Annotated in this window: 19 protein-coding genes; 8 read left to right on the top strand and 11 right to left on the bottom strand. The window is 61.6% G+C overall.

The window, feature by feature from the left end:
- Window positions 1–19: 19 nt before the first annotated feature.
- The 5 genes from B472_RS12835 to B472_RS12815 are packed head-to-tail and all read right to left on the bottom strand — an operon-like array spanning window position 20 to window position 6,659.
- Complete coding sequence (locus B472_RS12835) at window positions 20–1,519, bottom strand: M81 family metallopeptidase (protein ID WP_019427221.1); 1,500 nt, start codon at window positions 1,517–1,519, stop codon at window positions 20–22.
- 40 nt (window positions 1,520–1,559) lie between these two features.
- Window positions 1,560–3,188, bottom strand: coding sequence for an ABC transporter ATP-binding protein (locus B472_RS12830; protein ID WP_019427220.1), 1,629 nt, complete (start codon window positions 3,186–3,188; stop codon window positions 1,560–1,562).
- Window positions 3,188–4,072, bottom strand: a complete 885-nt coding sequence (locus B472_RS12825; protein ID WP_019427219.1) for an ABC transporter permease — start codon at window positions 4,070–4,072, stop codon at window positions 3,188–3,190. The genes B472_RS12830 and B472_RS12825 overlap by 1 nt, the downstream gene beginning before the upstream one ends.
- The gene (locus tag B472_RS12820) at window positions 4,072–5,025 is read right to left on the bottom strand and encodes an ABC transporter permease (RefSeq protein WP_019427218.1); all 954 of its coding nucleotides are present in this window, start codon (window positions 5,023–5,025) and stop codon (window positions 4,072–4,074) included. Before B472_RS12820 ends, B472_RS12825 begins: the two co-directional genes overlap by 1 nt.
- Window positions 5,026–5,084: 59 nt before the next feature.
- Window positions 5,085–6,659, bottom strand: coding sequence for an ABC transporter substrate-binding protein (locus tag B472_RS12815; RefSeq protein WP_019427217.1), 1,575 nt, complete (start codon window positions 6,657–6,659; stop codon window positions 5,085–5,087).
- A gap of 61 nt (window positions 6,660–6,720) precedes the next feature.
- Here B472_RS12815 and B472_RS12810 point away from each other — a divergent pair, with 61 nt between their 5' ends.
- Window positions 6,721–8,166 (top strand): amidase, encoded by a 1,446-nt coding sequence (locus B472_RS12810; RefSeq protein WP_040505971.1) that lies wholly within the window; start codon window positions 6,721–6,723, stop codon window positions 8,164–8,166.
- Window positions 8,167–8,187: 21 nt separating this feature from the next.
- On the opposite strand, the gene B472_RS12805 is transcribed toward B472_RS12810, so the two are convergent.
- Window positions 8,188–8,628, bottom strand: coding sequence for a rhodanese-like domain-containing protein (locus B472_RS12805; protein ID WP_019427215.1), 441 nt, complete (start codon window positions 8,626–8,628; stop codon window positions 8,188–8,190).
- A gap of 207 nt (window positions 8,629–8,835) precedes the next feature.
- Here B472_RS12805 and icmF point away from each other — a divergent pair, with 207 nt between their 5' ends.
- Entirely contained in the window at window positions 8,836–12,126 is a 3,291-nt protein-coding gene (gene icmF, locus B472_RS12800) for a fused isobutyryl-CoA mutase/GTPase IcmF (RefSeq protein ID WP_019427214.1), read from the top strand.
- Between the two features lie 3 nt (window positions 12,127–12,129).
- On the opposite strand, the gene B472_RS12795 is transcribed toward icmF, so the two are convergent.
- Window positions 12,130–13,062 (bottom strand): 3-keto-5-aminohexanoate cleavage protein, encoded by a 933-nt coding sequence (locus tag B472_RS12795; protein WP_019427213.1) that lies wholly within the window; start codon window positions 13,060–13,062, stop codon window positions 12,130–12,132.
- A 203-nt stretch (window positions 13,063–13,265) separates the two neighbouring features.
- Between B472_RS12795 and B472_RS12790 the strand changes: the two genes are divergently transcribed.
- Both B472_RS12790 and gshB read left to right on the top strand, forming a co-directional pair.
- A complete protein-coding gene (locus B472_RS12790) occupies window positions 13,266–14,762 on the top strand; it encodes an AMP nucleosidase (RefSeq protein ID WP_019427212.1) in 1,497 nt (498 codons plus the stop codon).
- Between the two features lie 48 nt (window positions 14,763–14,810).
- Window positions 14,811–15,752, top strand: a complete 942-nt coding sequence (gene gshB / locus B472_RS12785) for a glutathione synthase (protein WP_019427211.1) — start codon at window positions 14,811–14,813, stop codon at window positions 15,750–15,752.
- A 3-nt stretch (window positions 15,753–15,755) separates the two neighbouring features.
- Here the strand turns inward: gshB and B472_RS12780 are convergent, their stop codons facing one another.
- The 4 genes from B472_RS12780 to B472_RS12765 form a co-directional block, all read right to left on the bottom strand.
- The gene (locus B472_RS12780; RefSeq protein WP_019427210.1) at window positions 15,756–16,406 is read right to left on the bottom strand and encodes a hypothetical protein; all 651 of its coding nucleotides are present in this window, start codon (window positions 16,404–16,406) and stop codon (window positions 15,756–15,758) included.
- Between the two features lie 132 nt (window positions 16,407–16,538).
- A complete protein-coding gene (locus B472_RS12775) occupies window positions 16,539–17,306 on the bottom strand; it encodes a class II glutamine amidotransferase (protein WP_019427209.1) in 768 nt (255 codons plus the stop codon).
- Window positions 17,307–17,309: 3 nt separating this feature from the next.
- Window positions 17,310–17,561: a hypothetical protein gene (locus B472_RS12770; RefSeq protein ID WP_019427208.1), complete on the bottom strand. Its 252-nt coding sequence runs from the start codon at window positions 17,559–17,561 to the stop codon at window positions 17,310–17,312.
- Window positions 17,562–17,662: 101 nt separating this feature from the next.
- Window positions 17,663–19,894: a malate synthase G gene (locus tag B472_RS12765; RefSeq protein WP_019427207.1), complete on the bottom strand. Its 2,232-nt coding sequence runs from the start codon at window positions 19,892–19,894 to the stop codon at window positions 17,663–17,665.
- A 210-nt stretch (window positions 19,895–20,104) separates the two neighbouring features.
- On the opposite strand from B472_RS12765, the gene B472_RS12760 reads away from it, so the two are divergent.
- From B472_RS12760 to B472_RS12745, 4 genes are all read left to right on the top strand, one after another.
- The gene (locus B472_RS12760) at window positions 20,105–21,049 is read left to right on the top strand and encodes a hydroxymethylglutaryl-CoA lyase (RefSeq protein ID WP_019427206.1); all 945 of its coding nucleotides are present in this window, start codon (window positions 20,105–20,107) and stop codon (window positions 21,047–21,049) included.
- A 133-nt stretch (window positions 21,050–21,182) separates the two neighbouring features.
- The gene (locus B472_RS12755; protein ID WP_019427205.1) at window positions 21,183–22,109 is read left to right on the top strand and encodes a LysR family transcriptional regulator; all 927 of its coding nucleotides are present in this window, start codon (window positions 21,183–21,185) and stop codon (window positions 22,107–22,109) included.
- Window positions 22,110–22,177: 68 nt separating this feature from the next.
- Complete coding sequence (gene argS / locus B472_RS12750) at window positions 22,178–23,887, top strand: arginine--tRNA ligase (RefSeq protein ID WP_019427204.1); 1,710 nt, start codon at window positions 22,178–22,180, stop codon at window positions 23,885–23,887.
- A gap of 11 nt (window positions 23,888–23,898) precedes the next feature.
- Entirely contained in the window at window positions 23,899–24,525 is a 627-nt protein-coding gene (locus B472_RS12745) for an SPOR domain-containing protein (RefSeq protein ID WP_019427203.1), read from the top strand.
- Window positions 24,526–24,545: the final 20 nt, after the last annotated feature.

The raw sequence follows: 24,545 nt of genomic DNA, 5'->3' as shown, positions 1-24,545 counted from the left end.
CAAGTTTCAGGGCCAAGTTTCAGGGTCGGGTGCGGGTGTGGGGACTGAGTTTTTTCCAAGGCAAATCGCCCGGGTCGGCGGCCATGGGCCCAGCCGCTTTGGCCACCAGCACACGGCTGGCAATGGGCGTGAAATCGGCGCGGAAATGGTTGGAACTTTTCACCACCAAGAGCTTCATCTGCTCGGGGTGGATGCCCACGGCACGGAACAGCTCGCGGTCCAGCATTTGCATCTTGCCACTGGCGACGGCGATCAGCACACCGTCGATTTCCAGGCAGGCGCAAGGGCCGATGTGGGCCTTCATGCCGGTCATCATCGGGCCTTTGAGTTCGCAGTCGTCTGCCCCCAAAGCGCGCACCGTGAAGCGCCCTTGCAAAGGCGGATCACTCGGCTCACCGGTGAAGGTGGGCACGGCTTTGCCCAAGGCCAATTGCAAGCTGGCACCCACCCCTGCGGCGTGGGCCATGCGCGCGGCCTCGGGGTCGTACAACAAACCCAGCGCCACTTGGCCGGGCCAGCGCTGACCCGCGCCTTGCTGCAACAAAGCATGCAGCATGCCCGTGGTATTGCTGTCGCCACCCGCCCCCGGGTTGTCTTGCGTGTCGGCCATCACCACGGGGGCTGAAGACACGTCGGCGGTGGCCAAAGCCTGCGTCACGGCTTCGCGGGCGGGCAGCACATCGGGGCGCCACTGGCCGGGTTCGGCCACGCGTTCAAACAATCGCTGGACCGCCATTTCAGCTTGAGGGCCGTGGCCCCAGACCACGGGGCCACACTCGTCAAAGTCGGACGCTGGAAAGCCCATGCAAAAACTGAGCATGCAGCCTGTCTGCGTTTCCAGCGCGATCATCTCTTCGTAAAGGTCCTTGGCCGGGGCCATCCAAGTGCTTTGCGCATTGAGCGGAATCAAAAACGGCAGGCGACGTGCCTGCACTGGGCGTTTGGCGCCTGCGCGCAAATGCTCGCGCAGCAAGATGGCGGCGCGTTCGCCGGTCGCGGCCATGTCAATGTGCGGGTAAGTGCGGTAAGCCACCAGGCCATCGGACACGCGCAGCATGCGCTCGGTCACATTGGCGTGCAGGTCCAGGCTGGCCACGATGGGCACACGGGGCCCCACCACAGCACGGATGCGGGCGATCAACTCGCCCTCGCTGTCGTCGGCGTTTTCGGCCACAGCCGCACCGTGCAGGTCCAGGTACACGCCGTCCAAGCCCTGCACCATGGCGGCACGGACGTCTTCCAAAATGGCGCTGCAAATGCGCTCAAAAGCGTCACGCGTGACATACGACGATGGCGTGGCCCCGGCCCAAGCCGAAGGCACCAGCTGCCAGCCTTCGCGGCGGGCCGCGTCGATGAAACCGCCCGCAGGGATGTTCACGCCGCTCATCTGATCGAGCATGGCCTGCCCGCGCACATAGGCCGGAAAGGCCTCACCGGTTTGGAAAGCGGCCCAATCGGCCAAGCTGGGGGCAAAGGTGTTGGTCTCGTGCTGGTAGCCAGCGATCAGGATACGGGTCATGGCGGGAAGCAATCAAGATTCGGACAGGATTCGAACGGCCTCAAACGGGTTCAAGTGGCGGCAAGGCTGCGGGTGCAGCAAAAAGCAAACGGCGTGTGTAGTCTTGTTGGGGGTTGGCATACAACTCGGCCGTCGGGCCTTCCTCGACGATGCGGCCTTGGTGCATCACGATGACGCGATCGCACAACTGGGCGGCCACACGCAAGTCGTGCGTGATGAACAACAAACCCAAGCCCAAACGGCCCTGAATTTCTCGCAGCAAATTGAGGATCTGCGCCTGCACGCTCACATCCAAAGCGCTGACGGCTTCGTCGGCCACCAGCACTTGGGGCCGGCATGCCAGCGCACGGGCAATGGCCAAGCGCTGCCGTTGGCCGCCACTGAACTGGCTGGGGTAGCGCTGCAAAGCTTCAACCGGCAAACGCACCTGCGCCATCAATTCCGCCGCCAAAGCTTCGGCCTGCGCTCTGGACTGACCAAAGTTCATGGCCCCCTCCACCATCGACTGGCCTACGGTGCGGCGCGGGTTGAGTGATCGGTTGGGGTCTTGGAACACCACCTGCACCCGGTTGCGCAAAGGCCGCAAACGGGCCTCGGGCAAGGTCGCCACTTCGTGCTCACCCCACAAAATCTGGCCCTCGGTCGGATCGATCAAGCGGATCAGGCAACGGGCCAAGGTGGACTTGCCCGACCCCGACTCGCCCACAATGCCCACCGTCTCGCCCGCACGCACCGCCACATCGGCATTTTGCAAAGCGGCGGTGGCGCGGTTGCGCCCCAGCCAGTCGCGGCTGGCATAGGTTTTACCCACACCTTGCCCGGTCAACAGTGCAGGGCCACTGAAAGCCGGCTTGGCGGCAGGCGGCGTCATGCCTGGCACGGCCGACAGCAACTGCCGGGTGTAGTCGGCCTTGGGGCGGCGCAAGACCTGCTCGCACGGACCGCCCTCGACGGCTTCGCCCTGGTTCATCACCAACACTTCGTCGGCGATCTCGGCCACCACGCCCATGTCGTGGGTGATGAAGAGCACGGCACTGCCTTGCTCGGTTTGCAGATCGGCGATCAAGCGCAAAATTTCTTTTTGCGTGGTCACATCCAGCGCGGTGGTGGGCTCGTCGCAAATGATGAGTGCGGGCTTGAGCACCACGGCCATGGCGATCACGATGCGCTGACGCTGCCCTCCGCTGAGCTGGTGCGGGTAGCTGCGCAGCATGCGTTCGGGGTCAGGCAGGCGCACCCGCTCAAAAATGCGCAAAATCTCGGCGCGGCGTTGTGCCGCTGGCCAATCGGTGTGGGTCGAGAGCAGCTCGTCGACTTGGTCACCACAGGTCATCACCGGGTTGAGCGCGGTCATGGGTTCTTGGAACACCATGCCCATGCTGCGCCCGCGCAAGGCCCTCAAACGCGCGGCCGATGCGCCCAACAAAGACTCGCCTTGCAAGACGATGTCGCCGCCACTGGGTTGGAGTTCTTTGGCCAACAAGCCCATCACGGTGGTGGCCATGACCGACTTGCCCGAACCCGACTCGCCGACCACGCACAAGGTCTGACCTGGCAGGATGTTGAGCGACACCCGGTGCACCGCATGCGCACGGTCACCCCCTGGGGGCAAAGAGACCGACAAATCGCGGATGGACAACACCGGCACAGGGATGGACACCGTGTTCATCACGCCCCCCTTTTGGCAAACTTGGGGTCGAGCACGTCGCGCAAACCATCGCCCAACAAATTCACCGCCAGCACCGTGGGCACCAAAAACAAAGCCGGGTACAGCACATTGCCCGGGTACTGACTGAACTGCACCCGGCCCTCGGCCATGATGTTGCCCCAGGTCGGAATGTCGGCCGGTAAGCCCAGCCCCAAAAAGCTCAAAATGGCCTCGGTCAACACCGCACTGGCCGCAATGAAGGTCCCCTGCACGATCAAAGGCGCCATGGCATTGGGCAAGATATGCCGCCACAAAATGACGGGCGTGGGCGTGGCCAAAGCACGCGCCGCCTCGACAAAGGGTTCTTCGCGCAAAGACAAGACCAAGGACCGCACCAAGCGGGTCACGCGCGGGATTTCGGGCACGGCGATGGCCACCACCACGGTCCACAACTGCGCGCCCAAAGCGGCCACCAAAGCGATCGCCAACAAGATGGCGGGGATGGCCATCAAGCCGTCCATGAAGCGCATCAACACCGCATCAAGTGCCCGAAAATAACCGGCCAACATGCCCAAGGTGCCGCCCACCAACAAGGCGGCCACGGCAGTGAACAAGCCCACCAACAAAGACACCCGCGTGCCGTACAAAACCCGGCTGTAAATGTCGCGCCCAAAGTTGTCAGAACCCATCCAGAAGGTGTGGGCCACGCTGGTGCCGTCCAGCAGCGCAAACGCACCCACGGTGCCCGACAAGGTGTTGATGTGGCCCGAATCCATGGCTGCAGGGTCAACCGTGCCCATCCAAGGGGCCAAACCTGCGATCAGGAGCAACAGACCCAACACCCCTGCCCCAAAACGTATGGAGGTGTTGGCCAGCAATTGAGAAGCCAAGGGTTTCATGGGCATCAGTACCGAATGCGCGGGTCGAGCCACAAATAGCTCAAGTCCACCAGCAAATTGATCAGCACATACAGGGCACTGAAAAACAAGACCACACCCTGAATGACCGGAAAGTCTCGGTTGAGCACCGCATCCACGGTCAGCGAGCCCAAACCGGGGATGGCGTAGACCGTCTCGGTCACCACCACGCCACCAATCAGCAAAGCCACACCGATGCCAATGACGGTGACGATGGGCACAGCCGCGTTGCTGAGCGCATGGCGCATCAAGACAGCCTGTTCGGTCACGCCTTTGGCACGCGCCGTGCGGATGTAGTCTTCGGTCAGGGCCTCGGACACACTGGCCCGCGTGACCCGGGCAATCAAGGCCACATAAATGGTGGCCAAACTGAGCCAAGGCAAAACCAGTTGCCAAGCCCATGGGCCCACGCCTTGAGAAGAAGGCCCCAACAGCCGCTTGTAGCCTTGCACCGGGAACCATTTGAGCTCGATGGCGAAGATGTAGATCAGCACATAACCAATGACAAACACCGGCACCGAAAAGCCGGCCACGGCAAAACTCGACAAGATGCGGTCGAGCCAACCGCCCATGCGCCAAGCCGCCAAGGTGCCCAAAGGCACCGCCACCAACACGGCCAAGAACATGGTGCCCGCCGCCAGCGACAAGGTGGGCTCGATGCGCTGGCCAATGAGTTCCAACACCGGCTTGCCCAGGTAAAAGGAATACCCCAAATCACCCTGGAGCACGCCGCTGAACCAGATCCAAAATTGCGTCCAAAGGGGCTGGCTCAAACCCAATTGCTCGCGGATCCGGTCAATGTCTTCGTTGGTGGCGTTGTTGCCCGCAATCACCGCCGCAGGATCGCCCGGCGTGAGACGCAAGATCAGGAAGACCACCACAGCCACCGTCAACAAGACAGGGATCAGCGACAGCAATCGCTGCATCAAAAAACGCAACATGGGGGCTTTCGTAACGCGGCAAGGCGTTCAAAGTCGGCACGCGGGCGTGCCGACCCGAATCAATTTTTCTTGATGTTCCAGTAAACCTGAGCACCTGCAGGCACCAGACCTGAGATGTTTTTGCGCAGCGCCGCTGGGTTGAAGTACTGACCCAATGGCACGTGCGATGCGGTCTCCATGGCGCGCAATTGAATTTGCTCGGCAAACTGCTTCTTTTGCGCATCGTTGGTGGCCTGGGCGAACTTGACCTTCAAATCCTCGATCTGCTTGTCATCCTGCCAACCGAACCAGCCTTTGTCGCCCGCCGCGTTCATCATGGCCATGGTCAAGGGGTTCAGGATGTCGCCAGCCGTCCAGGCCGTCATGAACGCGTTCCAGCCGCCTTGCGCTGGGGCATCCTTTTTGGCACGGCGTGCCACCAGCGTGGCCCAATCCATTTGCTGCATGTCCACTTTGAAACCAGCAGCTTCCAGTTGCTGCTTGGCCACCAAAGGCAGTTTGGCGATCGAGGCCAGATCGGTCGGGCGCATCAAGAGCACGGGGGTGCCGTCATAGCCGGCTTCTTTCAGCATTTGGGCGGCCTTTTTGGGGTCGGCCATGCCGGTGTAGATGCCCATCTTGTCGCTGGCCAGCGGCGTGCCGCAGGGGTAGATGCTCTTGCAAAAAGCAAACATGCCGGGTGCACCCACCTGGGTTTTCAGGTGCGCCTCTTGACCCAAAGCGACCATGGCCGCTTGGCGGACCTTGACGTTGTTGAAAGGTGCGTGCAGGTGGTTAAAGCGGAAAATGAACTGCAAACCAGCCGGCTGTGCATCCACGATCTGGATGTCTTTTTGCGCCTTCAAAGAAGAGTACTGTTCAAAGGTGGGCTGCTCGACGATGTCGACCTCGCCCGCCACCAAGGCATTGAACTGGGTTTGCGGGTCACGGATGATGACCCACTCCACGCGGTCCACATGCACGGTTTTGCCGCCGGTCGTGCCGTCTGGCGCCTCAGCGCGCGGCTTGTACTTGTCATTTTTGACATACACCAAGCGCTCACCGGGCTTGTATTCTTCGGCCACAAAGCGGTAAGGGCCTGAGCCCACATGCTCTTTGATCTGCTCGGTGCCGGGTGTGGCCGCGATGCGCGCGGGCATGATGAACAGCACGTTGGACGAGGGCTTGCCCAAGGCTTCCAGCATCACACCAAAAGGCTGCTTGAGTTTGATGACAAAGGTCTTGGCGTCGGGAGCGCTGTAGTTGTCCACGCTTTTGGCCAACACACCGCCAAAACTGTCGCGGCTGGACCAACGCTTGATCGAGGCCACCACGTCTTCGCTGGTCACCGCTTTGCCGTCATGGAACTCCAGGCCATCGCGCAGTTTGAATGTCCAGGTCAGGTTGTCTTTGCTGACCGTCCATTTGTCCACCATCTGGGGCTTGACCTTGCCCGACAGATCGGTGCCGAACAAGGTGTCATAAATCATGTAACCGTGGTTGCGGGTGACAAATGCCGTGCTCCAGACCGGGTCCAGGATGGTCACGTTGGCATGGGGCACCACCTTCAGGGTCTTGGTTTGCGCCTGAACAGCCCAAGGGCTCAACAAAGCAGCAGACAAGGCAGCCAGGGCGAAAAGAGAACGACGTTTCATAAAAGCACTCCAGTCAATAGGGCGACATGATCCAACGAACGGTATCACTAAAAATCAGAGGATGAAACCCTCAGCGACACACATTACCGATTTCAGCGCCACAGACTTGTCTCGTGCGATACAGCAACGGCAGGTGTCCTGTCATGAGGTGATGCAAGCCACGCTGGCTCAGGTGGACCGGTTCAACCCGGGCAGCAATGCCATCGTCAGCCGTGTCGATACCGAGGCCTTGCTGCGCCAAGCTCAAGAACGCGATGCGCAGTTGGCGCGGGGCGAATCCATGGGCTGGATGCACGGCATGCCCCAAGCCATCAAAGATTTGGCCAACGTGCAGGGCCTGCGCACCAGCTTGGGCAGCCCCCTGATGAAGGACGTTGTGGCCGCTGAAGATGGCCTCATGGCCCAGCGCATGAAGGCATCGGGCGCGATCGTGATCGGTAAAACCAACACGCCCGAGTTTGGCCTGGGCTCGCACACCTTCAACGAGGTGTTTGGCCCCACCCGCAACGCCTGGGACCCGAGTAAATCGGCCGGCGGCAGCAGCGGTGGCGCAGCTGTGGCACTGGCACAACGCCTGCTGCCCGTGGCCGATGGCTCGGACTTCATGGGCAGCCTGCGCAACCCGGCGGGCTGGAACCATGTGTTTGGCATGCGCCCCTCGCAAGGGCGGGTGCCGATGCAACCTGCGCAAGACGTCTTCATGGCACAACTGGCCACCGAAGGCCCCATGGCCCGCCATGTGGCCGACCTGGCCATGCTGTTGTCGGTGCAGGCTGGCCCCCACCCGGCCAGTCCGCTGAGCCTGGCCGATGACCCTGCCCTGTTGGCAGGCAAGCTGGACAGCGATCCGAAAGGCCAACGCGTGGGTTGGTTGGGTGATCTGCAAGGCCACTTGCCCATCGAAGACGGCATTTTGGAGGTGTGCCAAACCGCCTTGAACAGTTTCACGGGCATGGGCTGCACGGTGGACGAAGCCCAGCTGGGCATGCCGCCCGAGCAAATTTGGCAGACCTGGTTGGTGTGGCGCCAGGCCTTGGTGGGGCCGCGCATCGCGCCTTTGTGGCTCAACCCGGCCAACCGGGCGCACATCAAAGCAGAAGCGCTGTGGGAACATGAACAATACCTCACCCTGACCGGGGCACAACTCATGGCCGCCAGCGCCAGCCGCACGCGTTTTCACCACAGCATGCTGGCTTTGTTTGAAAAGTTCGATGTGCTGGCCATTCCGGTGGCTCAGGTTTGGCCTTTTGATGTGAACCTGCGCTGGCCGCAAAGCATTGCGGGCCGCAGCATGGACACTTACCACCGCTGGATGGAGGTGGTGATTTACGCCACTTTGGCAGGCTTGCCGTCCATCAGCGTGCCTGCCGGTTTTGGCGCCAACGGGCTGCCGATGGGCTTGGCGCTGATTGGCAAGCCACAAGGCGACTGGGCGCTGCTGAAGTTGGCGCACGCTTACGAAAAAGCCAACCCAGAACTGATCAACCGCCGCCCGCCAGGCGTTTGAGTCGCGTCCCGCGGCTTGACCTCAGTTTTGCTGCCAAGGCAGCCCGCGAACGCGCCAGCCGCCTTGGACGCCCCGGTGTGCTTGGTCGTCCGGGTCGCCCTCAAAACCCTCCAGGATGTTGTAGGCCTGCAAACCCAGCTCGGTCGCACGCTGAGCGGCGGCGATCGAGCGCACACCGCTGCGGCACAACATCAGCAGTTTTTTGCCATCTGCGCCCAAGGTCTGTGCACCTGCGTCAAAACCCGGATTCATGACCATGCCGGGCCATTGCTTCCAGGCCAAGGCATGGGCACCGGGCACAAAACCTACCCATGCCCGTTCGGCGTCAGTGCGCACGTCCACCAATTTGGCCTCGCCCGATTGCATCCAGGCCCATGCCTGTTCGGGCGAAATATCGCCTGCATGGCCGGTGGCCGCTTGGATGGACGGAAGTGTAGGTACGGCTGTGGTGGGTGAGGTCATCGGGTGCTCATTCAATCAGTCAAGGCAAAAACGACAAGGACAATTCAGGCGCCAGTGGCCTGAGGTCTATCCCCCAAATCATAGCTTTTTGCCGGGCGGCACAAGTGTCAGTGACAGGACAGGCCGCAGCGGCTAAGATGCGGGTTTTGGTTGACGTTTACGTCAACGTCAAAGCTCAGAACACTGCCCGCTACCGGAGACGCCCTCATGACCGACTTGTCCGCCGAATTCAAAGCCCTGGCCGAATACCGCCCCACCCACAAAGTGCGTTTTGTGACCGCCGCCAGCCTTTTTGACGGGCACGACGCCGCCATCAACATCATGCGCCGCATCCTGCAAAGCATGGGCGCCGAAGTGATCCACCTGGGCCACAACCGCTCGGTGGACGAGGTGGTGACCGCAGCGCTGCAAGAAGACGCACAGGGCATCGCCATCAGCTCTTACCAAGGCGGGCACAACGAATATTTCAGCTACATGGTGGACCTGCTCAAAGCCCGGGGCGGCGAGCACATCCAAGTGTTTGGCGGCGGTGGCGGCGTGATCGTGCCGTCCGAAATCCGCGCCCTGGCCGACAAAGGCGTGCGCATTTTCAGCCCCGAAGATGGCCAAAAAATGGGCCTGGCCGGGATGATTGGCGAAATGGTCATGCGCTGCGATAAAGACATCAGCCCCTTGGCCCCCAAGACCATCGATGCGATTCAAGGCCATGGCGAAATGCACTGGCGTGCTTTGGCGCAGCTGATCACAGCGCTGGAAAACGACAAAGCCGACGCCAGCGTGGTCCAAGCCTTGCGCGAACAAGCTGCCCAAAAGAAGGTGCCCGTGCTGGGCATCACCGGCACGGGCGGCGCGGGCAAGTCGTCGCTGACCGACGAGTTGATCCGCCGCCTGCGGTTGGACCAAGGCGATGCGCTGCGCGTGGCCGTGATCTCGATCGACCCTTCACGCCGCAAGAGCGGCGGTGCCTTGCTGGGCGACCGCATCCGCATGAACGCCATCAGCCCTTGGTCACAAGGCCCGCGCGTCTTCATGCGCTCGCTGGCCACGCGTGACTTTGGCTCCGAGATCAGCAAGTCGCTGCCCGATGTGATCGCCGCTTGCAAGGTGGCGAATTTTGACGTGGTCGTCGTTGAAACTTCGGGCATTGGCCAAGGCGACGCGGCCATCGTGCCGCATGTGGACGTGCCGATGTACGTGATGACGCCCGAGTTTGGCGCAGCCAGCCAGCTCGAAAAAATCGACATGCTGGACTTTGCCGAGTTTGTGGCCATCAACAAGTTCGACCGCAAAGGCTCCAGCGACGCCCTGCGCGACGTGGCCAAACAGGTGCAGCGCAACAAAGAAGCCTGGACCGTGCCGACCGAGCAGATGCCCGTGTTTGGCACCATGGCCGCCCGCTTCAACGACGACGGCGTGACGGCGCTGTACCAAGCCCTCAAGGCCCGACTGTCCGAGCTGGGCATGAACACCACCGAGGGACGGTTGCCCGTGGTCCACGTTCGCCACAGCACGCACCAGAACCCGGTGGTGCCGTCTTCCCGCACCCGTTATCTGGCCGAAATCAGCGACACGGTGCGCGGCTACAAAAAGCGCGCCATCGACCAGTCGCGCCTGGCTCGCGAGATTCAGCAACTGCGCGCCGCCGCCCGCATGCTCGAAGTGGGCAAGTCAGGCCGCGCCAAAGCCGCCGAAGCTGCGATTGACCTGGCCGTGAGCCGCGAACAAACGCAAGACCCCGCAGCCCGCAAGCTGCTGGCCCAATGGCCCGACATGCAAAAAGCCTATGCGGGCGACGAGTACGTGGTCAAAATTCGCGACAAAGAAATTCGCACCGCACTCACCACCAAATCCTTGTCTGGCACCACCATCCGCAAGGTGGCGCTGCCGCAATACGAAGACGACGGCGAAGTGCTCAAGTGGCTGATGCTGGACAACGTGCCCGGCAGCTACCCCTACACCGCAGGCACCTTCGCCTTCAAGCGCGAGGGCGAAGACCCCACCCGCATGTTCGCAGGTGAAGGCGACCCCTTCCGCACCAACCGCCGCTTCAAACTGGTGAGCGAAGGTTTGCCCGCCAAACGCCTGTCCACAGCCTTTGACTCGGTCACGCTGTACGGCAACGACCCCGACCTGCGCCCCGACATCTACGGCAAGATCGGCAACTCGGGCGTGAACGTGGCCACGCTGGATGACATGAAGGTGCTGTACTCGGGCTTTGACCTGTGCAACCCGACCACCTCGGTGTCGATGACCATCAATGGCCCTGCGCCCTCGATTCTGGCCATGTTCATGAACACGGCCATCGACCAGAACATCGACAAGTTCAAAGCTGACAACGGCCGCGAACCCACCGAAACCGAAGCCGCCAAGATCAAGGAATGGGTGCTGGCCAACGTGCGCGGTACGGTCCAAGCCGACATCCTGAAAGAAGACCAAGGCCAAAACACCTGCATCTTCTCCACCGAATTCAGCCTGAAGGTCATGGGCGACATTGCGCAGTACTTTGTGCACCACGACGTGCGCAACTTCTACTCGGTGTCGATTTCGGGTTACCACATCGCCGAAGCCGGGGCCAACCCGATTTCTCAGCTGGCGTTCACGCTGTCGAATGGCTTCACGTTTGTGGAAGCGTACTTGGCGCGTGGCATGCACATCGACGACTTCGCGCCCAACCTGTCCTTCTTCTTCAGCAACGGCATGGACCCGGAATACACCGTCATGGGCCGTGTGGCGCGCCGCATCTGGGCCGTGGCCATGAAAGAGAAATACGGCGCCAACGAGCGCAGCCAAAAACTCAAGTACCACATCCAGACCTCGGGCCGCTCACTGCACGCCCAAGAGATCCAGTTCAATGACATCCGCACCACGCTGCAGGCGCTGATCGCGATCTACGACAACTGCAACAGCCTGCACACCAACGCCTTTGACGAAGCCATCACCACCCCCACTGCAGATTCGGTGCGGCGTGCCATGGCGATCCAGATGATCATCAACCGCGAATGGGGCCTGGCCAAGAACGAAAACCCGAGCCAAGGCGCCTTCATCATCGACGAGTTGACCGAGTTGCTGGAAGAAGCCGTGTTGGCCGAATTTGAAAAGATCGCCGAGCGCGGCGGCGTGCTGGGCGCGATGGAGACCGGCTACCAGCGCGGCAAGATCCAAGACGAGTCCATGCACTACGAGATGCTCAAGCACACCGGTGAGCTGCCCATCATCGGCGTCAACACCTTCCGCAACCCCAAGGGCGACGAGGTCATGGAAACGCTGGAACTGGCCCGCTCAACCGAAGAAGAAAAGCAGTCGCAACTCCAGCGCCTGAACGACTTCCACGCCAAGCACGCCAGCGAGTCGCCCGCCATGCTCCAACGCCTGCAACAAGCCGTGATCGACAACGGCAACGTCTTTGAGGTGTTGATGGACGCGGTGCGTGTCTGCTCACTCGGCCAGATCACCAACGCGCTGTTTGAGGTGGGTGGTCAATACCGGCGCAACATGTGAACCTCAAAAGTTCACCCGATCCCCACCCTTGAGCGCCAGCATGCTGCGCGCCTCATCGGGTGTGGCGATCTCCAGGTTGAGGGCTTCGAGCACGGTGCGGATGCGCTGGACCTGCTGCGCGCTGGACTCGGCCAATTTTCCGGGGCCGATCCACAGCGAGTCTTCCAGGCCCACACGCACGTTCGAGCCCATGGCCGCGCCGATGCTGGCCAACGCGATCTGGCCCTTGCCTGCGCCCAGAATCGACCACTGGTAATCGTTGCCAAACAGCCGGTCTGCGGTGCGGCGCATGTGCATCAGGTCTTCCGGGTGCGGGCCAATGCCGCCCAAAATGCCGAACACCGATTGCACAAACAAAGGTCCTGTGACCAGCCCCCGGTCACGGAAGTGCGCCAGGTTGTAGAGGTGGCTGATGTCGTAGCACTCGAACTCAAAGCGGGTGCCGTTTTCGGTGCCCAGGCGCAAAATGGTTTCGATGTCCTTGTAGGTGTTCTTGAACACCAGATCGCGGCTTTTCTCCAGGTGCTCGCGCTCCCACTCATGCTCAAAATTTTTGAACCGGTCCAGCATGGGGAACAAACCGAAATTCATCGAGCCCATGTTGAGCGAAGCCACCTCGGGCTTGAAGGTCAGCGCTGGCTGCATGCGCTCGTGCACCGTCATGTGCGGGCTGCCGCCTGTGGTCAGGTTGATCACGGCCTTGGTGTGGGCCTTGATCTTTTGCAAAAACGGCACAAAAAACGCCGGGTCTTGGGTGGGGCGGCCGTCTGCCGGGTCGCGGGCGTGCAGGTGCAAGATGGCCGCGCCCGCCTCGGCGGCCGCAATGGCCGCGTCGGCAATTTCGTCGGCTGTGACCGGCAAATGCGGCGACATGCTGGGCGTGTGGATGGCGCCCGTGGGGGCGCAGGTGATGATGACTTTGCGGGCTTTGCTCATGAACCGTCTCCTGAAAATGGTGAACCCGCTGCATGCAGGCTTCGCGTGCGCTCTAGCATGCCTGACAGGCCAGGGCGGCGTGGTCACCAAGGCAACAACCCCACGGCCACGACACACGCGGGTCACGCGATTGCAGCAAAATGCACAAGACCCGAGCACCCACTTTGTGGACGCCCCCACCAGACCCCCTGCCCAGGAACCCTATGCAGCACCTGCCGCCGTTCATCGCCCCCTCTGAACACCAAGATGCCGAAAGCGCTTTGGCGCAAATCCAGCACATCTACCAGCACAGCGTGAACCACCTGCGCCAAGCCATGCGTGAATTTGTGGCAGGGGCCGACATGACCGACACCCGGGTGCGGGCTTATTACCCGTTTGTGCGGGTGCACATCAGCAGCCCCAACCGCACAAGCACAGGACTGGACAGCCGGCTGAGCTATGGCTTTGTGGCCGAGCCGGGCCGCTTTGAAACCACCCTCACGCGGCCCGACTTGTTCGCCTTCTACATCCGTCAGCAGTTGGCTTTGTTGCTGCAAAACCATGGCGTGAGCTTGCAGGTGGGCACCAGCAACCAACCCATTCCCATCCACTTTTCTTGGGCAGAAGACGAGCACATGGAAGGCAGCCTGAGCCCCGAGCGTCAGGCCCTGATGCGCGAGGTGTTTGACCTGCCGGACTTGGCCGCCATGGACGACGGCATCGCCAACGGCACGCACGAGCCCGCAGCCTCCGAAGCACGACCGCTGTCGCTCTTCACCGCGCCGCGCATTGACTATTCCTTGCAACGGCTGCGCCACTACACCGGCACCTCGCCGCGCTGGTTTCAGAACTATGTGCTGTTCACCAATTACCAGTTCTACATCGACGAGTTCATTGCGCTGGGTCGCACCGAGATGCAAAACCCCCACAGCGAGTACATCGCCTTTGTCGAACCCGGCAACATGGTCACGCGCCGCGTGGGCCTTTCGCCCGAAGACGTGGACGCCCAGGGCCAAACACCGCCGCGGCTGCCGCAAATGCCCGGCTACCACCTGGTGCGCAAGGGCCACAGCGGCATCACCATGGTGAACATCGGCGTGGGCCCCGCCAACGCCAAAACCATCACCGACCACATCGCCGTGCTGCGCCCGCATGCCTGGCTGATGCTGGGCCACTGCGCGGGCCTGCGCACCACGCAGCTGCTGGGCGACTATGTGCTGGCCCACGCCTATGTGCGCGAAGACCATGTGCTGGACGAAGAACTGCCACTGTGGGTGCCGATCCCGGCGCTGGCCGAAGTGCAGGTGGCGTTGGAACGTGCCGTGTCCGAGGTCACCGGTTGCCATGGTGCAGACCTCAAACGCCTGATGCGCACCGGCACGGTGGCCAGCACCGACAACCGCAACTGGGAGCTGCTGCCGGACAACAAGCCGCAACGGCGTTTCAGCCAAAGCCGCGCCGTGGCCCTGGACATGGAAAGCGCCACCATTGCCGCCAACGGCTTTCGCTTTCGGGTGCCCTACGGCACCTTGCTGTGCGTGAGCGACAAACCCCTGCATGGCGAGATCAAGCTGCCCGGCATGGCCAACCACTTCTACCGAGAGCGGGTCAATCAGCACCTGCAAATTGGTATCCGCGCCGTGACTTTGTTGCGCGACGCTGGCCCCGAACAACTGCACAGCCGCAAACTGCGCAGCTTTGCCGAAGTGGCCTTCCAATAAGACGCTCCGGCGTCACGGTTTCGCCCTTTTTTGTGACACAGTCCTGCCATGCACATTCTTTTCATTGCCGACCCCCTCGAGTCCTTCAAGATTTACAAGGACACCACGTTTTCGATGATGCGCGAGGCGCAAAAGCGCGGCCACCAGGTCGTGGCCTGTGAGATGACCGATGTGCGCTGGCAGCGTGACGAAGCCGTATCGGCCCAAGTGCGCGACATCACGCTCACAGGACAAGCCGACACCTGGTTCACCCCAACCGCGACACGACGCGCCCATTTGAAAGACTTTGGCGCGGTGATCATGCGCACCGACCCGCCGTTTGACAGCGAATACTTTTACGCCACCCACCTGCTGAGCCAAGCCGAGCGCGAGGGCGCCAAGGTCTTCAACAGCCCCGCGGCCCTGCGCAACCACCCCGAAAAGTTGGCGATTTTGGAGTTTCCACAGTTCATCGCGCCCACGCTGGTCACGCGCAGCGAAGCCGATATTCGCGCCTTCCATGCCGAACACGGCACCATCATCTTGAAGCCCCTGGACGGCATGGGCGGCACGGGCATTTTCAAGGTGGGCGCAGACGGCCTCAATTTGGGCGTGATCGTCGAAACCTTGAACCGGGGCGGCGCACAAACCGTGATGGTGCAAAAGTTTCTGCCCGGCATCGCGCAAGGCGACAAGCGCGTGCTCCTGATTGGCGGCAAGCCCGTGCCCTTTTGCCTGGCCCGCATCCCGCAAGGCGGCGAAGTGCGCGGCAACTTGGCAGCAGGTGGCAAGGGCGTGGCGCAACCCATTTCAGCGCGCGACCGCGAAATCGCCGAAGCGCTGGGCCCCATCCTGTTTGCGCGCGGCTTGATGCTGGTGGGCCTGGACATCATTGGCGAGAGCCTGACCGAAATCAACGTGACCAGCCCCACCTGCTTTCAGGAAATCACCGACCAGATGGGCTGTGATGTGGCCGCGCTGTTCATGGACGCGGTTGAAGCAGCGCTTTAAAGCTCAGGGGAATTTCTCAGGGGTCCAGCGCAAGCCCAAGGACAGCCACTGCTGATCGGCGCGCTGGACGTTCGGCCCACCTAAAGGCGCTCCTAAAGGCGCTCCTAAAGTTGCATCCACCTGCAACACACCGGGCAACACCTGGTAACGCAGGCCGGTTTGCCAAAACGGTTTTTGCCGGTCTGTGCCAAAGCTTTCGGCAATCCACATCCAGCGTTCATGGAACTGGAACTCCAGGCCCGTGCCCCAAGTCATCTGGTCACGCCTTGTGGCCCGGTCTCTGCTCCAACCCAGGTTGGTGTGGCTGACCCACCGGTCGTCCATGAAGGACACCGACACCGGCACGTAGGCATAGGTTTGACCTTGCGCCAAGTCCAAATCGGTGTGCGGGCGATGGCGCGTTTGGCCGAGGGCCAAGCCCGCGCCCCAACCGTTGGGGGCCATGGTTTTGAACAGGGTTTTGACTTGCAACACGGCATCCACGCTGTGCCCCAAGGCGGCATCGCGCAAAGCGGCCCCACCCGCCGTGATCTCGAACCGACCCGTCGGGTTGCAGGCCGGCAATGCCCATTGCTCGGTGCGGTTGGCATCGCGGCGTGACCAGGTTTCAAGTTGGCAGCTGCCCGCGGTGGTCATGCGGGCATCGTCGGTCATGAACGGCCTGGCAGCCCACGTCAACGTGGGCGTCAGCAGCAGCCCAAGCAGTGCTATCCAATTCAAAAGGGTCCTCATACCACGATGTTAAAGCGCTTCTGTGACACAACGATCACCGTACACCGCTGGGCATCATGCCCCCAGCAGGTCACCGCCTTCAAAGGTGTACAAGCGGCCAGGCTCAAAAGCCACCCAGGCCTCGTCCGTGGTCAACGGCGCGGTCACGACCACCGCCACCCGGTCACTGGCACGGGTGTGGTCGGCAAAGTTCACACTCAGATCTTCGTCACTCAAAGTGGCTTGGGTAAAGGGGTGCTTGCGCAGCACATGGTGCAATTGGGTGCTGGCGTGGGCCCACAAGGCCTGTCCGTTGGACAGCAAAAAATTGAAGGTGCCGTGCCGGGCAATTTGGGGGACGAGTTCGCGCAATGTGAAGCTGAGCTCTTGCACGCTGGGCACGCTGGCGTGAGACTTGGCCAGCTCTTGCATGAGCCAGCAAAACGCCCGCTCGCTGTCGGTCTGCCCCACGGGTTTGAAGTTGCCGTGCAGGCGTGGCGCAAAATCCACCAGGTTGCCGTTGTGCGCAAACACCCAGTAGCGCCCCCACAACTCGCGCACGAAGGGGTGGCAGTTTTCCAGCTTGACGTCGCCTTGCGTGGCTTTGCGGATATGGGCAATGACGTTTTGGCTTTTGATCGGGTAGCGCCGGATCAACTCGGCAACAGGCGAGCTGCTGGCACTTTGGTGGTCCACAAAATGACGCAAACCCTGACCTTCAAAGAAAGCAATGCCCCAGCCATCACCGTGGTGGTCGGTCAGGCCGCCGCGCTGCGCAAACCCACTGAAACTGAAAGTGATGTCGGTCGGGGTGTTGGCATTCATGCCCAGCAGTTGGCACATGCTTCAGTCTTTCTGGCTCAAAGCTTGGTTTGCCCATCGGCGCCGCTGCGCATCGCGCCACAGGCGAATGGCCAGCACCACCAGGGGCAGGGTGTGCAAGAAGAAGTCAAAAATGTCGATGGGCCGACTCAAATGGCCCTCGAACAACATGCGCCACTTTTCCACCAAATGCGGCTCGGGCACAAAAGGCGCACCCGCCAAGTAGATGGCCAAGGCCACCAACAGCCACTTCGGTATCCGGTCAATCCAGCGCATCGCGCCCTCCTCAAAACACCATTTTCAGCCATACACAGCAAAACGGCTCCCGAGGGAGCCGTTTTTTTTCAAGCACCGGACCGTGTCCGATCTCGGCGCTTTCAGGCCGCCTTGACCTTCAGGCGCCAAGCGTGCAACAGCGGCTCGGTGTAGCCACTGGGCTGCGCTTTGCCTTTGAAGACCAGATCGCAAGCCGCTTTGTAAGCCGCCGACTTGGCAAAGTTACCCGCCATCGGTTGGTAGGCCGCGTCGCCCGCGTTTTGTGCGTCCACCACGGCGGCCATGCGCTGCATGGTTTGCTTGACTTGCTTTTCGGTCACCACGCCGTGCTGCATCCAGTTGGCCATGTGCTGGCTGCTGATGCGCAAGGTGGCACGGTCTTCCATCAGGCCCACACCGTTGATGTCGGGCACTTTGGAGCAGCCCACACCTTGGTCCACCCAGCGCACCACATAACCCAAGATGCCCTGGGCGTTGTTGTCGAGTTCTTTTTGTTTGTCTTCGGCCGACCAGTTGGCCGCGTCTTTGGCGACCACGGGGAACTGCAGCAAGGCGTTGAGGGTGGTTTCGCGCAGCTCTTTGGCGTCTTGCTTGGCCACGGCTTTTTCCATCTGCTTTTGCAGCGCAGGCACGTCCACCTGGTGGTAGTGCATGGCGTGCAGCGTGGCAGCGGTGGGGCTGGGCACCCAAGCGGTGTTGGCACCGGCCATGGGGTGGCCGATCTTGGCTTTCAGCATGTCGGCCATCAGGTCGGGCATGGCCCACATGCCTTTGCCGATCTGGGCGCGACCGCGCAGGCCGCAAGCCAGGCCCACGTTGACGTTGTTCTTCTCGTACGCACCCAACCAGGTGCTGTTCTTGATGTCGCCCTTGCGCATGACAGGGCCGGCCAACATGCAGGTGTGCATTTCGTCGCCCGTGCGGTCCAAAAAGCCGGTGTTGATGAAGGCCACGCGGCTCTTGGCGGCGGCGATACAGGCTTTGAGGTTGGCGCTGGTGCGGCGCTCTTCGTCCATGATGCCCAGCTTCACGGTGGAAGGCTTCATGCCGATGACTTTTTCGACACGGCCAAACAGCTCGTCGGCAAAGGCCACTTCTTTGGGGCCGTGCATCTTGGGCTTGACGATGTAGACGCTGCCGGTGCGGCTGTTGCGCAGGGGGTGCGAAGACTTTTTCTGCAAGTCGACCAAAGCACAGGTCACGGTGATCATCGCGTCCAGAATGCCTTCAGGGATTTCGTGGTTTTTGCCGTCAGCGCCTTTGTAAAGAACAGCGGGGTTGGTCATCAGGTGACCCACGTTGCGCACGAACATGAGCGAGCGGCCGTGCAGTTTCACGGTGCCCTTGCCCGCGGGTTTGGTGTACTCGCGGTCACCGTTCATGGTGCGGGTGAAGGTCTTGCCGCCCTTGTGCACTGCTTCACTCAGGCTGCCTTGCAAGATGCCCAGCCAGTTGGCATAGGCCAACACTTTGTCCTCAGCGTCCACAGCCGCCACCGAGTCTTCCAGGTCAAGAATGGTGGACAAGGCGCTTTCAGCGATCAGGTCGGACACGCCGGCCGGGTCGGTTTTGCCGATGGGGGTGGTCTTGTTGATTTGCAGGTCGAGGTGAATGCCGTTGTGCACGAACAGGACGGATGCCGGGGCCTTGGCGTCGCCCGTGTAGCCCACGAATTGCTTGGCGTCTGCCAAGCTTGAAGTTTTACCGTTGGCCAGGGTCACGACGAGCTTGCCCGCTTTCACAGCATAGCCCTTGCTGCCCACATGCGAGCCGGTCTTCAGCGGCGCGGTGCGGTCGAGGACGTTGCGGCAGTAGTCGATGACTTTGGCGCCGCGCTTGGGGTTGTAGCCCGTGCCTTTTTCACACCCTTCGGCCTCAGAAATGGCGTCGGTGCCATACAGCGCGTCGTACACAGAACCCCAACGGGCGTTGGCCGCGTTCAGGGCGTAGCGGGCGTTCAGAATCGGCACCACCAACTGTGGGCCGGCCAGCTTGGCCAGCTCGGCGTCCACGTTGGCGGTGGTGGCTTGGGCGTTCTTGGGCTCGGGTACCAGGTAGCCGATTTGCGCAAGGTATTTGCGGTAGGCCTTCATGGCTTTGCCGTCGGCCACTGGGCCGGGGTTGGCGGTGTGCCAAGCGTCCATGGCGGTCTGGATGCGGTCACGCTCGGCCAGCAAGGCGATGTTTTTCGGGGCCAAGTCGGCCACGATGTCGTTGAAGCCTTGCCAGAACTTGTCTTTGTCCACGCCGGTGGCGGGCAGCATCTGGTCGTTGATGAAGTTCAGCAGCGGGTTGGCCACTTGCAGGTTGTGAATCGCGGTGCGTGCAGTCATGAAAACCTCTGGGGTCAAGTCAAAAAAATGGGGCGTGGTCGCGCTGCTGGTCGTGCAATGGGCAGGCTGACACTTCTCGGAAAAGACTCTATTCTAAATTTAGACACAGATAAACTCGCCCAAACTGCATAGACCCATGACTTTTAAACACAAATGCAGGCCCTCACGGGGCCCCAGCCAACGCTTGACGCTCTGCGGTTTAATTCAGCCATGACCAGCGCCAACACCCCAGTTTTGCCTGCCGAAGTTTTGATCAGCGAAGTCGGCCCACGCGATGGGCTGCAATCGGTCAAGGCCACCATGCCCACGCTGGACAAACTGCGCTGGATCGACGCACTGGCGGCGGCAGGCTTGCAAGAGATCGAAGTCGCCTCGTTTGTACCCGCCCATCTGTTGCCGCAAATGGCCGATGCGGCCCAGGTGGTGCAGCACGCGCTGCGCCACAGCGGTGTGCGGGTGATGGCCCTGGTGCCCAACTTGCGTGGCGCCCAAGCGGCACTGGCTGCTGGCGCGCAAAAGCTCACCCTTCCCGTGTCGGCCAGCCCAGCACATTCGTTGGCCAATGTGCGCAAAACACCCGAAGCCATGGTCGAAGAAGTGCGGGCGGTTCTTCGCTTGCGCGACGAGATGGCACCGGGCGTGCCGGTTGAGGTGGGCATGTCGACCGCCTTTGGCTGCACCCTGCAAGGCTGGGTGCCCGAAACCGATGTGCTGCGTTTGGCACTGCAACTGGCAAAAGCGGGCGTGGACGAGATCGGCCTCTCGGACACCACCGGCATGGGCAACCCGGCGCAGGTCACGCGCTTGTTCAAGGCGCTGTTCAGCGAGATTGGCGCATTGACGGGCGCGGCCCACATGCACAACACCCGGGGCCTTGGCCTGGCCAATTGCTTGGCCGCCTATGAGGCAGGTGTGCGCACTTTCGACAGCTCGCTTGGCGGCTTGGGCGGCTGCCCTTATGCCCCGGGCGCTTCGGGCAATGTGGTGACCGAAGATTTGGTCTTCATGTTCGAAGCCATGGGCGTGCACACCGGCGTTGATTTGGAACGACTGATGGCCGCCCGCGAGCCCCTGAAATACGGACTGCCCGGCGAGCCGCTGTATGGCATGACCCCCGAAGCGGGATTGCCCAAAGGGTGGCCCACGCCTTTGTAGGCGTTCCCCCCTCTTGGCCATGCCTGGGTGGGCTGATGCCATTCCATCGCCACGGGGTGAGCCCCCACAAAGACAGCGGCAATCGACGGAAATCAACAGGAATTGCAACCTTACACCCGCATAATCGGGCCGCATGGACAAACTCAAAGTTTTCGAAACCTTTGTCTCGGTGGCCACCAAAGGCAGCCTGACGGCTGCGGCCAGGACCGAGGGTGTGGCGCCAGCCATCATTGGCAGGCGGCTGGATGCGCTGGAAGAAAACTTGGGCGTCAAGCTGTTGATGCGCACCACTCGCCGCATCAGCCTGACCCACGAAGGCAGTGCGTTTTTGGAAGATTGTCAGCGCTTGCTCTCCGATGTGGCCAATGCCGAAGCCAGTGTGTCGGCCGGAGGCGTCAAGGCCAGTGGGCATTTGCGCATCACCGCACCGGCCGGATTTGGGCGCCGGCATGTGGCCCCGCTGGTGCCGCGCTTTCGCGAGCTGCACCCAGATGTCTCCATCTCACTGAACCTCAGTGACCGGGTGGTGGACCTGGCCGCCGAAGGTTTCGACTGCGCCGTGCGGGTGGGCGATCTGCCTGACTCGTCTTTGGTCAGCGTGCGACTGGCCGACAACCGCCGCTTGTGCGTGGCAACGCCGGCTTACTTGGCCAAGCGTGGCACGCCCTTGCAACCCTCGGACCTGCTGCAGCACGATTGCTTGACCTTGTCGAGTGACGCGTCGCAAACCCGGGGCTGGGCCTTTCGCAACCCGACCGAAAGCGGTCACGAGGTGGTCCACCTGCGCCCAGGTGGCCCGCTCGACTGCTCTGACGGGCAAGTGCTGCACGACTGGTGCCTGTCAGGCTATGGCATCGCTTGGCGCAGCACCTGGGAAGTGGAGGCCGAAATTCGCGCAGGCCTATTGGTCGCAGTGCTCGAAGACTTTGCGGCGCCACCCAACGGCATTTTTGTGGTGTTCCCCCAGCGCAAGCACCTGCCCCTGCGGGTGCGGTTGTGGATCGACCACCTCAAACACCATTACGCCCAGCCTGGCTTTTGGCAAGCGCCAGGGGATTGACCTCCCACATGCACGGCCGTGCGTGGTGACACCGGGTTGCTTTGGATGCAGCCCGTAAAATCGACCCCATGCTTTCAGCCAAACAACATTTGCTCGCGGCCTTGGCCGCCGAGCTTGAAAAACTCCAAACCGGCGCCGGTGCGCGTGCGGCCTTTGAATCGCCCAAAGTGGCTGCCCACGGCGACCTGGCCTGCACTGCCGCGATGCAACTGGCCAAAGCCCTCAAGCAAAACCCCAGGCAGCTGTCCGAAAACCTGCGCACCGCTTTGTTGGGCACCCCTGCTTTTGAGCGTTGGGTCGAGGCCATCGAGATCGCAGGGCCCGGTTTCATCAACATCCGCCTGAAAGACGCGGCCAAGCAGGCCGTGGTGCACGAAGTGCTGCAAGCGGCCGAATGCTTTGGCGAGCAACCCGCCCAGCCCAACAAGGTGCTGGTCGAATTTGTCTCTGCCAACCCCACAGGCCCGCTGCATGTGGGTCACGGCCGCCAAGCTGCTTTGGGTGATGCCATTTGCAACCTGCTCGCCACGCAGGGCCAACAGGTTTACCGTGAGTTCTATTACAACGACGCGGGCGTACAGATCAGCACCTTGGCCAAGAGCACGCACATGCGGGCCCAGGGCATCCAACCCGGCGATGCCACATGGCCCACCGACCCGGACAACCCCGAGAGCAAAGCGTTCTACAACGGCGATTACATCCAGGACATCGCTGCCGATTTTCTGGCGGGCAAAACCGTACAGTCCGATGACCGCACCTGCACGGCCAGCGGCGATGTCAATGACGTGGACGGCATGCGCGAGTTCGCCGTCGCTTACTTGCGCCGCGAGCAAGACCTCGACCTGAAGGCCTTTGACGTTCGGTTTGACAACTACTATCTGGAGTCCAGCCTGTACACCAGCGGCAAGGTCGATGCGGCGGTGCAAAAGCTCAAAGACGCGGGCAAGACCTACGAAAAAGATGGCGCGCTGTGGCTGCAATCCACCGATTACGGCGACGACAAAGACCGCGTCATGCGCAAGGGCGACGGCACCTACACCTACTTTGTGCCCGATGTGGCTTACCACATCACCAAATGGGAGCGCGGCTTTTCACGCGTGGTCAACATCCAGGGCACCGACCACCATGGCACGATTGCCCGGGTGCGGGCCGGCTTGCAAGCAGCCAATGTGGGCATCCCCGAGGGCTACCCCGACTACGTGCTGCACACCATGGTGCGCGTGATGCGTGCTGGCGTTGAAGTCAAGATTTCCAAGCGTTCTGGCAGCTACGTCACGCTGCGCGACCTGATCGATTGGACCAGCAAAGACGCGGTGCGTTTTTTCTTGCTCTCGCGCAAACCCGACACCGAGTACATCTTCGACATCGACTTGGCGCTGGCGCAAAACAACGACAACCCGGTGTACTACGTGCAATACGCCCATGCCCGGATTTGCTCGGTGTTGGCGGCTTGGAAAGAAAAAGACGGGGGCGATGTGGCCACACTGGCCCATGCCGACCTGTCGCCTCTGCAAAGCCCGCAGGCCCAAGCGCTCATGTTGGCCTTGGCCAAGTACCCCGACATGCTCACATCGGCTGCCACCGACTTTGCGCCGCACGACGTGACCTTTTATTTGCGCGACTTGGCCTCGCAGTACCACAGCTACTACGACGCCGAGCGCATTTTGGTGGACGACGAAGCGGTCAAAAAAGCGCGCCTGGCGCTGGTGGCCGCCACTGCGCAGGTGCTGCGCAATGGCCTCAAGGTGCTGGGCGTGTCCGCCCCGCAAAAAATGTGAATGGACTTGTCATGACTTTGAAAACCCAACATGGCGGCACTTTTTTAGGTTTCATCCTGGGTCTGGTGTTGGGTCTTGGCGTGGCCTTGGGCGTGGCCATTTATGTGACCAAGGTACCCACACCGTTTTCGAACAAAAACCAGCCCCGCACCAATGCGCAGGATGTGCAGGAAACCGAAAAGAACAAAGACTGGAACCCCAACAGCGTGCTGCAACCGAAGGCACCCGCCGAGCCGCCAGTGGCACCCAGCGCCAGCCAACCCAATGCGGACACCCCTGCCGCTGCGGCTGACGCAGCCAAACCCGTGCCTCGGCCTGCAGTGACCGCCGATCCTCTGGGCGATTTGGCCAAAACCAAATCGGGCCTGAGCACACCCGTGACACCCCCTGACTCGACCGATCCGTTTGACTACCTGGTCCAAGCCGGCGCCTTTCGCACCAGTGCCGACGCCGACGCCCAAAAGGCCAAGCTGGCCATGCTGGGTCTGGATGCCAAAGTGTCCGAACGCGACCAAGCGGGCCGTGTGGTGTACCGTGTCCGCATGGGGCCGTTCAGTGACAAAAGTGTCGCCGAACGCATCCGCACCCAACTCGAAGCCAACGGCATCGAAAACACCTTGGTCCGCGTTCAGCGCTGACCGCCTTCTTGTCATCTAAG

It is taken from the genome of Limnohabitans sp. Rim28 (assembly GCF_000293865.2).
GTDB lineage: Bacteria > Pseudomonadota > Gammaproteobacteria > Burkholderiales > Burkholderiaceae_C > Limnohabitans_A.
This window is presented reverse-complemented; position numbering and strand designations above follow the sequence as displayed.

What these genes read in the sequence shown, in the direction of transcription:
- B472_RS12835 (WP_019427221.1), bottom strand. Translation starts at nt 1,519, where the DNA reads ATGACCCGTATCCTGATCGCTGGCTACCAGCACGAGACCAACACCTTT.
- B472_RS12830 (WP_019427220.1), bottom strand. Translation starts at nt 3,188, where the DNA reads ATGAACACGGTGTCCATCCCTGTGCCGGTGTTGTCCATCCGCGATTTG.
- B472_RS12825 (WP_019427219.1), bottom strand. Translation starts at nt 4,072, where the DNA reads ATGCCCATGAAACCCTTGGCTTCTCAATTGCTGGCCAACACCTCCATA.
- B472_RS12820 (WP_019427218.1), bottom strand. Translation starts at nt 5,025, where the DNA reads ATGTTGCGTTTTTTGATGCAGCGATTGCTGTCGCTGATCCCTGTCTTG.
- B472_RS12815 (WP_019427217.1), bottom strand. Translation starts at nt 6,659, where the DNA reads ATGAAACGTCGTTCTCTTTTCGCCCTGGCTGCCTTGTCTGCTGCTTTG.
- B472_RS12810 (WP_040505971.1), top strand. Translation starts at nt 6,721, where the DNA reads ATGAAACCCTCAGCGACACACATTACCGATTTCAGCGCCACAGACTTG.
- B472_RS12805 (WP_019427215.1), bottom strand. Translation starts at nt 8,628, where the DNA reads ATGACCTCACCCACCACAGCCGTACCTACACTTCCGTCCATCCAAGCG.
- icmF (WP_019427214.1), top strand. Translation starts at nt 8,836, where the DNA reads ATGACCGACTTGTCCGCCGAATTCAAAGCCCTGGCCGAATACCGCCCC.
- B472_RS12795 (WP_019427213.1), bottom strand. Translation starts at nt 13,062, where the DNA reads ATGAGCAAAGCCCGCAAAGTCATCATCACCTGCGCCCCCACGGGCGCC.
- B472_RS12790 (WP_019427212.1), top strand. Translation starts at nt 13,266, where the DNA reads ATGCAGCACCTGCCGCCGTTCATCGCCCCCTCTGAACACCAAGATGCC.
- gshB (WP_019427211.1), top strand. Translation starts at nt 14,811, where the DNA reads ATGCACATTCTTTTCATTGCCGACCCCCTCGAGTCCTTCAAGATTTAC.
- B472_RS12780 (WP_019427210.1), bottom strand. Translation starts at nt 16,406, where the DNA reads ATGACCGACGATGCCCGCATGACCACCGCGGGCAGCTGCCAACTTGAA.
- B472_RS12775 (WP_019427209.1), bottom strand. Translation starts at nt 17,306, where the DNA reads ATGTGCCAACTGCTGGGCATGAATGCCAACACCCCGACCGACATCACT.
- B472_RS12770 (WP_019427208.1), bottom strand. Translation starts at nt 17,561, where the DNA reads ATGCGCTGGATTGACCGGATACCGAAGTGGCTGTTGGTGGCCTTGGCC.
- B472_RS12765 (WP_019427207.1), bottom strand. Translation starts at nt 19,894, where the DNA reads ATGACTGCACGCACCGCGATTCACAACCTGCAAGTGGCCAACCCGCTG.
- B472_RS12760 (WP_019427206.1), top strand. Translation starts at nt 20,105, where the DNA reads ATGACCAGCGCCAACACCCCAGTTTTGCCTGCCGAAGTTTTGATCAGC.
- B472_RS12755 (WP_019427205.1), top strand. Translation starts at nt 21,183, where the DNA reads ATGGACAAACTCAAAGTTTTCGAAACCTTTGTCTCGGTGGCCACCAAA.
- argS (WP_019427204.1), top strand. Translation starts at nt 22,178, where the DNA reads ATGCTTTCAGCCAAACAACATTTGCTCGCGGCCTTGGCCGCCGAGCTT.
- B472_RS12745 (WP_019427203.1), top strand. Translation starts at nt 23,899, where the DNA reads ATGACTTTGAAAACCCAACATGGCGGCACTTTTTTAGGTTTCATCCTG.